The organism is Rhodococcus sp. P3_B8 (assembly GCF_056402775.1).
On the sequence record NZ_JBFUGT010000518.1, the window covers coordinates 1 to 2,823 of the forward strand.

Here is a 2,823-nt window from a genome sequence, read left to right on the forward strand (position 1 = left end):
CAGCTGGTTGGTGAGGACCACCGACATGACGGCGGTACCGATCGAACCGGCGGTCTGCTGGACGATGTTCATCAGCGTGGAACCGCGCGCGACCTGCTCGTTGGAAAGCGTGACGATGGCTGCGGTCATCAGCGGCATCATGGTGCAGCCCATGCCCATGCCCATCACGAACAGCGCACCCATCAGCAGCCAGGTCGGCGAGTCCGACGCCACCTGCGTGAAGACGCCCAGACCGATCAGGATCAGCGGCAGACCCGTCAGCACGATCTTGCCGGGCCCGATCTTGTCGACGAGACGTCCGGCCACCGGCATGGTCAGCATCGCGCCGATACCCTGCGGAGCCATCAGCAGACCGGCCGCGAGGGTGGTGTGCCCGCCCACCTGGATGAAGTAGCTGGGGAACAGCAGACCGGCCCCCATGAACGCGACGATGAACAGCGAGGTCGTGATGACCGCGACCGACAGCTGCCGGTTCTTGAACAGGTGCAGGTCGATCAGCGGGTGATCCTTGCGGAGCGCGTGGAACACGAACGCGACGATCAGCACCAGGCCGACCGCACCGGGCACGAGCACGCGCGCCGAAGCAACGGTCCCCACCTCCGGGATTGACGACACGCCGAACAGGAACAGAGCCAGACCCGGCGACAGCAGCAGCATGCCGAGGAAGTCGAAGGACTCGGACGGCGACGCGTTGTCGGACGGCAGGATGATGAACGCGGCGGCCAGGGCGATGATGCCGATGGGCAGGTTGATCAGGAAGATCCAGTGCCAGCTCGCCGCCTCGATCAGCCAGCCACCGAGGATCGGACCACCGATGGGGCCGAGCAGCATGGGGATTCCGAGAACCGCCATGACCCGGCCGACACGGTCGGGGCCGGCAGCCTTCGTCATGATCGTCATGCCGAGCGGCATCAACATGCCGCCGCCGAGACCCTGCAGGACGCGGAAGCCGATGAGCGACGTGATGTCCCACGCGAAGCTACACAGCACCGAGCCGAGCACGAACAGCACGAGCGCCGTCATGTAGAGGCGCTTGGTGCCGAATCGGTCGGCCGCCCACCCGGTGACGGGGATGACGGTGGCCAGGGCGAGCGTGTACGCGGTCATCGTCCACGCGACGGTGGCGTACGTGGTGTCGAACTCCGTGGCGAACGTCGGCAACGCGACGCTGACGACGGTGACGTCGAGGATCGACATGATGGCACCGAGCACCACCACGGACGCGATCTTGAGGACCGTGCCGTCGAGCTTGTCGGGCGCCGCGTTCGCGGCGGTCGGCGATGTCATCCGAGTATCTCCTGGTTGAGTTCTCGCAGGGACTCCCCCGCGAGGATCGGTTGTAGTGCCTCGATCAGCCGAGTCCGCTCGATCTCCGGAACCCGCCATGCGAACCGTCGCAACTGATCACGCTTGCATTCGATGTGCTGGGTAGCGACCTTATGTCCGGCCTCCGACAGGGAGACCCGCTTGACCCGCCGGTCGCGTTCGTCCTCCCGGCGAACGACCAGACCCAGTTTCACGAGTTGATCGACGTTCCGACCCGCTGCGGCCACCGAGAGCCGCAACCGCTCGGCCACCTCGTTGATCGGAAGTGGCTCACCGTGCTGAACCAGCGCGAAGAGCATGCGCACCTGCGAAAACGTGAGGTCCAGTTCGATGAGGTTGTCCATCGACTCCGACTCCCCCGCACTCAACAGTTGGGTGAAGAAATCGTTGAGTAGTTCGAAGAGAAGATCAGGAGATTTGTCGGGCACCCTCGAATGCTAGCGCTCATGCAACTATTGCCCAAGGGCAACTATGGCGCAACCGAATAAATGGTGTCAGGTATCACATCCCCCGGCGGCAGCCTGGACCTGCGGGTTCAGTCCTGGACGAGCACCGCTTTACCCAGCACGAGGCCTGCCTCGAGGTCACGCAGTGCGTCCGCGGCCCGCTCGAGGGGATACCGCGAGGTGACCACGGGACGCAGTCCGCGTTCGACGTGCCGGATCAACGCGGCATGCGCCTCTTCCAGCGCAGTCGGTTCGGTCCGGATGAACTCACCCCACGCCGCACCCACGATGCTGATGTTGCGGAACAGCACCCCGTTCACCTTCACCTCGGGGATCGTCCCGCCCGCGAAACCGATCACGACCAGCCGGCCTTCCGGGGCCAGCACCCGGACGGCCTCGTCGAACGCGTCGCCGCCAACCGGGTCGACCACGATCTGCGCGCCGCGGCCGCCGGTCAGCTCACGGACCCGGGCGCCCCAGCCGTCGTCGAGGCGGACGACCTCGTCGGCCCCCAGTTCGCGCAGGAAGTCGTCGGCGCCGTCCCGGCGCACCACCGCGATCACGCGGGCGCCGTGCGCCTTGGCCAGCTGGATGGTGGACGTCCCCACCCCACCCGCCGCGCCGAGGACGACGACGGTTTCGCCTGCCCGCAGCCGGGCCCGGCGCTCCAGCGCGAATTCCATCGTCTGGTAGTTGACGATCAGCGACGCCGCTTCGTCGAAATCAAGAATCGACGGACTGGGCAGCACCTGCGCCGGCGGCACCGCGACCCGTTCGGCGTAACCGCCGACCTGCGACGCCGCGAGCACCCGCTGTCCGGGCTCGAATCCGCTGTCGACCGGTGCCGACACCACGACACCCGCAACTTCGGCGCCGGGAACGAACGGCAACTCGGGGCCGAGCTGATACTTGCCGTAGCTGATCAGCAGGTCGGGGAAGCACACGCCGCTGGCCTTGACGTCGATCAGGACGAGCCCCTCGGCCGCCGGTTCGGGTACGTCCTGCAGCGTCATGCCGCCCGGCCCCGACAGCTCCGTCACCACCACTGCGC

3 protein-coding genes are annotated in these 2,823 nt (G+C 66.7%); all 3 read right to left on the bottom strand.

All coding sequences use genetic code 11. From position 1 onward, the window contains the following. Window positions 1–1,287 (bottom strand): DHA2 family efflux MFS transporter permease subunit (locus AC1D1G_RS43900; RefSeq protein ID WP_477956785.1); only part of this gene is annotated, 1,287 nt, incomplete at its 3' end. Next, a complete protein-coding gene (locus AC1D1G_RS43905; protein WP_005574387.1) occupies window positions 1,284–1,754 on the bottom strand; it encodes a MarR family winged helix-turn-helix transcriptional regulator in 471 nt (156 codons plus the stop codon). The genes AC1D1G_RS43900 and AC1D1G_RS43905, both read right to left, overlap by 4 nt. A 107-nt stretch (window positions 1,755–1,861) precedes the next feature. Continuing rightward, the coding region (locus tag AC1D1G_RS43910; protein ID WP_477956786.1) for an NADPH:quinone oxidoreductase family protein at window positions 1,862–2,823 on the bottom strand (962 nt) is incomplete at its 5' end.